Consider the following 5,157-nt stretch of genomic DNA (forward strand, 5'->3'; position numbering starts at 1 on the left):
GGCCACGGTCTCACTGGCGATTGCCGTGTCGAGCGGTCCGATGTTTGCGGCGTCGGGCGTCTTGAACATGGTGTCGGCGGCGGCAACACGCACGGCCGGGTCCTTGGCGCCGAGCGTCAGCGTGCCCAACGCATCGCGTATGACGCGACGCAGCGTGTTGTTGACCTTGATCTTGGTGATGCCGTCCTTGGCCGCCTCGCCCGACGCCTCGCCGCTCAACGGGTCGGAAAGCTGGACGCTTTCGCCCGCTTCCTTGCCGACAAACACAAGGGAATCAGCCTTGCGGACATACAGGTTGCCGTCGGCAAGTGCCGCAAGCGGCCGCTCTACAGCCGGATCGCCGGCGGCCGCCAGTTCGTGGACGACGGCCCCGATCTCGGAAAAGCCCTTGGCCGTGGCGAATTTGGCGATGATGCCGCGCAGATCGGCTTCGCCGGCGCCGGAGGACGACAGCGTCGCCAGCAGGAACAACAGCATCAAACCCGTGCGGATCAAGGTCATCGGTCTCTGGTAACCCCTGAAGGTTGAAGTGGGCGTCCGGACGGCGGAGGAAGCCGTCCGGACGCGCGCGGTCATGGGCATGGACCTGAAGGTCCAGCCCGGGGAGGATCAGTTCGTGCCCTTGCCGCCGCACTTGCCGGTGGCAACATTGAAGTTGCCGCAGGACAGAGGCGCGCGCCAATCGGAGATCAGGTCCTTGGAATCAGGCAGATAGTCGGACCACTCGTCACCCATCACCAGGCCCGGCGTGCGCGACACGGTTTCGAACTGGCCGTCGGCCTGGATTTCGCCGATCAGCACCGGCTTGGTGATGTGGTGGTTCGGCATCATCGTCGAATAGCCGCCGGTCAGGTTCGGCACCGACACGCCGATCATGGCGTCGATGACCTTGTCCGGATCGGTGGTGCCGGCCTTCTCGACCGCCTTCACCCACATGTTGAAGCCGATATAATGGGCTTCCATCGGATCGTTGGTGGTGCGCTTGTCGTTCTTGATGAACTTGTGCCAGTCGGCGATGAACTTCTTGTTCTCGGGCGTGTCGACGCTCTCGAAATAGTTCCAGGCGGCGAGATGGCCGACCAGCGGCGCGGTGTCGAGACCGGCTAGCTCTTCCTCGCCGACCGAGAAGGCCATGACCGGGATGTCCTCGGCCTTGATGCCCTGGTTGCCGAGTTCCTTGTAGAACGGCACGTTGGCGTCGCCGTTGACGGTCGAGACGACGGCGGTCTTCTTGCCGGCCGAACCGAACTTCTTGATCGCCGAAACTTCGGTCTGCCAGTCGGAGAAGCCGAACGGCGTGTAATTGACCATGATGTCTTCAGCCGCCACGCCCTTGGCCTTCAGATAGGCCTCGAGGATCTTGTTGGTGGTGCGCGGATAGACGTAGTCGGTGCCTTCCAGCACCCAGCGCTTCACCGAACCACCATCCTCGCTCATCAGATAGTCGACAGCCGGGATGGCCTGCTGGTTCGGCGCCGCACCGGTGTAGAACACGTTGCGCTCGCTTTCCTCGCCCTCATACTGGACGGGGTAGAACAGGATATTGTGGAGTTCCGAGAACACCGGCAGCACCGATTTGCGCGACACCGAGGTCCAGCAGCCGAACACCGCCGCGACCTTGTCCTTGGAGATCAGTTCGCGCGCTTTTTCGGCAAACAGCGGCCAGTTGGAAGCCGGATCGACGACGACCGCCTCGAGCTTCTTGCCGAGCAGACCACCCTTGGCGTTCTGCTCGTCGATGAGCATCAGCATGGCGTCCTTCAGCGTCGTCTCCGAAATCGCCATGGTCCCCGACAGCGAATGGAGAATGCCGACCTTGATCGTGTCGTCGGCGGCCTTGACCGGAGCGGACGTCAACAGGCCGGCGGCGACCACACCAGCCGAAAACATTTTTGTTATTGTCGAGAAATTACCCCTCATATTACAGACTCCCAAGCTAGTTGATTGCACCGCAACACTACAAAGCAACCCCCATGCCAACCGCTCTGGCAATCCCGAAAGGGCACAAATAAATTATAGATATCAGCACCTTGGCATATAGGGCTTACAAAACAAAGAGAGGTGGCCAGAAAATCGATTGAGGGAATTTTGCGCAGCTTGCGCAGCCTCTGCCTATTTTTCGATCATTTGCCAAATCTGCCTAGATTTTGAACTCACCAGTGCCTCAGGCGACCGATGTTGCGGCGCGGTGCAAAAATAGGGCAAGCTCGCTCTTCAAGCGAGCGACGTCATGGTTTCAGGTATTTCACGTATTTTCATCGGCATACTGCTTCTGGCTGCAGCAACCGTGGCCGCGCGAGCCGATTTCAGCGACGGCAAGATGCCTGACGGCGCCTATCATTGCGAAGTGTACCTGCTTGGCATGTTCCTCAGCCTCGGCGACATCACCATCAAGGGGAACGTCTACAGCGGCCCCGTCTACACCAGCCTTAGCGTCTTCGGCACCGCGCGGCAGGGCTACAACTACCAAATGGACGCAAACGGCGTGATCTCGTGGCTGGGGCCGCTGGGCGGATATACCGCCGGCGGCAATTCACTGTCGCTGACCCAGGCGACGCTGGACGGCGAAACCGTGCCCTCCTTCGACATGATCATGAAGCAGCCCGACGGCGCCTTCACCGCCTCGACCTGCACAAAGCAGTGAGGCGGCAAGAAAAAGGCGCGGAACCTTGCCGGTTCCGCGCCAGCAGTCCGTCGGGAGGATGTGACTAGATCGTCTTGGCCGACATCTGCGCGGCGATGTAGTCGGCCTGGCGGATCGCCAGCGACACGATCGTCAGGGTCGGGTTTTCGGCGGCCCCGGTGGTGAACTGGCTGCCATCCGACACGAACAGGTTCTTGATGTCGTGCGCCTGGCCGTGCTTGTTGACGACGCCGTCTTCCGCTTTCTCGCTCATCCGGTTGGTACCGAGATTGTGGGTCGACGGATAGGGCGGCGTCGGGAAGGTGCGGGTGGCGCCGACCGCATCATAGAGTGCCGTAGCCTGCTTGTAGGCGTGGTTACGCATCGCGGTGTCGTTTGGATGATCGTCGAAATGCACGTCGGCGATCGGCATGCCGTGCGCGTCCTTCTCGTCGGCATGCAGCGCGATGCGGTTCTCCGCGCGCGGCATGTCCTCACCGACGATCCAAAGGCCGGCCATGTGGTCGTAGTGATCGAGTGCTGTGGTGAACGAGCGCCCCCATGCGCCCGGATCAAGAAACGCTGCCATGAACGGCAGGCCGAGCGACAGCGTCTCGAACTCGTAGCCACCAACGAAACCGCGCGATGGATCATGCCGCGCCTCGTCGCGGATGATGCCGGCCATGGTCGTGCCGCGATACATGTGCACCGGTCTGTCGAAGATGGCATAGACCGAGCCGGTGGTGTGACGCATGTAGTTCTTGCCGACCTGACCCGACGAGTTGGCAAGCCCATCGGGGAATTTCCCCGACGCCGAATTGAGCAGCAGCCGCGGGCTCTCGATCGAATTGCCGGCAACCGCGACGATGCGCGCCTTCTGCTCCTGCAGCTTGCCGTCTTTGTCGGCGTAGACAACGCCGGTCACCTTTCCGCTGGCGTCATGGTTGATCTTGATCGCCATGGCATTCGGCCTGACTTCGAGATGGCCTGTCGCCTCTCCCTTGGGTATCTCGGTGTAGAGCGTCGACCATTTGGCGCCCCATTTACAGCCCTGGAAGCAGAAGCCGGTCTGCTGGCAGGACATGCGGTCGTCGCGATCGACCGAGTTGATCGCCATGTTGCCGGTGTGGCATTCCTTGTAGCCGAGCTTGTCGGCGCCGGCCTTCAACACCTTGAAATTGTTGTTGCCCGGCAGCCGCGGCCAGTCATTGGTGCCGGTGACGCCCATCTTGGCTTCAGCCTGGGCATAGTAGGGCTCCATCTCGGCCAGCGTGATCGGCCAATCGAGCAGGTTGGCGCCTTCCAGTTTGCCGTAGGTCGACAGCCCCTTGAACTCATGCTCCTGGAAGCGCAGCGAAGCTCCCGCCCAATGCGTGGTCGAACCGCCGACCGACTTGACGATCCAGGCCGGCAGGTTGGGAAAGTCCTTGGCCACACGCCAGTCGCCCGACGTGGTGCGCTTGTCCGTCCAGGCGAGCTGGCTGAACGAACCCCACTCGTCATTGATGAAGTCTTCGTATTCGTGGCGCGCGCCGGCTTCCAGGATGACGACGTCGACACCCTTCTGGGCGAGTTCGTTGCCGAGCGTGCCGCCGCCGGCGCCCGAGCCGATGATGACGACCACGCCATCGTTGTTCAGATCAAATGAAGCTGCCATGGTTTCCTCCCATGATTTCTGTTTGCGGGTTCAAGAACGACGGGGCTCAGAGCCACTCGATGTCGTCGAAACCGCGCGCGATGTAGCCGCCCTTGGAATAGGACTCGCCCTCGTAACCGAAGATCGGCCACACCTCTTTCTGGTTGTAGAGGCTGACCACGAGGCCACCCCGAATGGCCTGGAAGAACGGCGTCGCCTCGATTTGCTTCAGCACGGCGACGCGCTGGTCTTCCCAGCCAAGGCCGCGGTAGCCGCCGTCACCGGACTTCTTGTCGAGGTCGGCGATGCCATCTTCGAGCATAGTCTTGTAGGCGGCGTCCTTGCCGGCCTGTTCGTCGTGGCCTTTCACGGCAATGGCGTAATATTTGTCCGGAACCTGATCGTGCGGATAGATGTCACGCGCCATCTGGATCAGCGTCGCCATGGTTTCGGGCTTGAGTGCCGATGTCTCCAGTCCCCAGGCATGCTCGGGGCTGATGACGGCGCCGCCTGAGATGACGAGCAGCGCGCCGATGCTGCCGCGTTTGAGAAGCTCGCGACGGGACAGCCCGGGCTTCGCGTCATAGATCGTGACCATTTTATTCCTCCCTGCTTGCTATGTGCGCTCTCTTCAGAACGCCGTTGCTGGCGCGCTGCCCCCGTCAGGGGACGGCTGCGATGTCTCCTATTGGAAGCGACCTCCGCGTTGCAGAACCTCGATCTTGTAGCCGTCGGGATCCTCGATGAAGAAAAAGCGGGCGATCAGCGACCCGTCGCGGTTGAACTCGACGATTTTCTTCGGGTTGAGCCCTAGCGCGCCGAGACGATCATGTTCGCCGTCGAGATCGACGACCGAGACCGCCAGATGGCCGTAGCCGTCGCCGAGCCCGTAAGGCTC

At 61.5% G+C, this 5,157-nt stretch carries 5 protein-coding genes and 1 pseudogene; 1 reads left to right on the plus strand and 5 read right to left on the minus strand.

Annotated features, from left to right (window positions below; all coding sequences use genetic code 11):
* Both EN750_RS17700 and urtA read right to left on the minus strand, forming a co-directional pair.
* Positions 1–501: pseudogene (locus tag EN750_RS17700) on the minus strand (urea ABC transporter permease subunit UrtB); the annotation flags it as partial.
* Positions 502–609: 108 nt separating this feature from the next.
* Positions 610–1,920: an urea ABC transporter substrate-binding protein gene (urtA, locus tag EN750_RS17705; protein WP_127397182.1), complete on the minus strand. Its 1,311-nt coding sequence runs from the start codon at positions 1,918–1,920 to the stop codon at positions 610–612.
* A gap of 310 nt (positions 1,921–2,230) precedes the next feature.
* On the opposite strand from urtA, the gene EN750_RS17710 reads away from it, so the two are divergent.
* Positions 2,231–2,644, plus strand: a complete 414-nt coding sequence (locus EN750_RS17710) for a hypothetical protein (protein ID WP_127397183.1) — start codon at positions 2,231–2,233, stop codon at positions 2,642–2,644.
* Positions 2,645–2,708: 64 nt separating this feature from the next.
* Here the strand turns inward: EN750_RS17710 and EN750_RS17715 are convergent, their stop codons facing one another.
* The 3 genes from EN750_RS17715 to EN750_RS17725 form a co-directional block, all read right to left on the minus strand.
* Complete coding sequence (locus EN750_RS17715) at positions 2,709–4,280, minus strand: GMC family oxidoreductase (RefSeq protein ID WP_127397184.1); 1,572 nt, start codon at positions 4,278–4,280, stop codon at positions 2,709–2,711.
* 46 nt (positions 4,281–4,326) lie between these two features.
* Complete coding sequence (locus EN750_RS17720; RefSeq protein ID WP_127397185.1) at positions 4,327–4,857, minus strand: gluconate 2-dehydrogenase subunit 3 family protein; 531 nt, start codon at positions 4,855–4,857, stop codon at positions 4,327–4,329.
* Between the two features lie 87 nt (positions 4,858–4,944).
* Positions 4,945–5,157 (minus strand): VOC family protein (locus EN750_RS17725; RefSeq protein ID WP_348629597.1); only part of this gene is annotated, 213 nt, incomplete at its 5' end.

Origin of the sequence: Mesorhizobium sp. M7A.F.Ca.ET.027.03.2.1, from assembly GCF_003999175.1 — a bacterium.
Classification (GTDB): domain Bacteria; phylum Pseudomonadota; class Alphaproteobacteria; order Rhizobiales; family Rhizobiaceae; genus Mesorhizobium.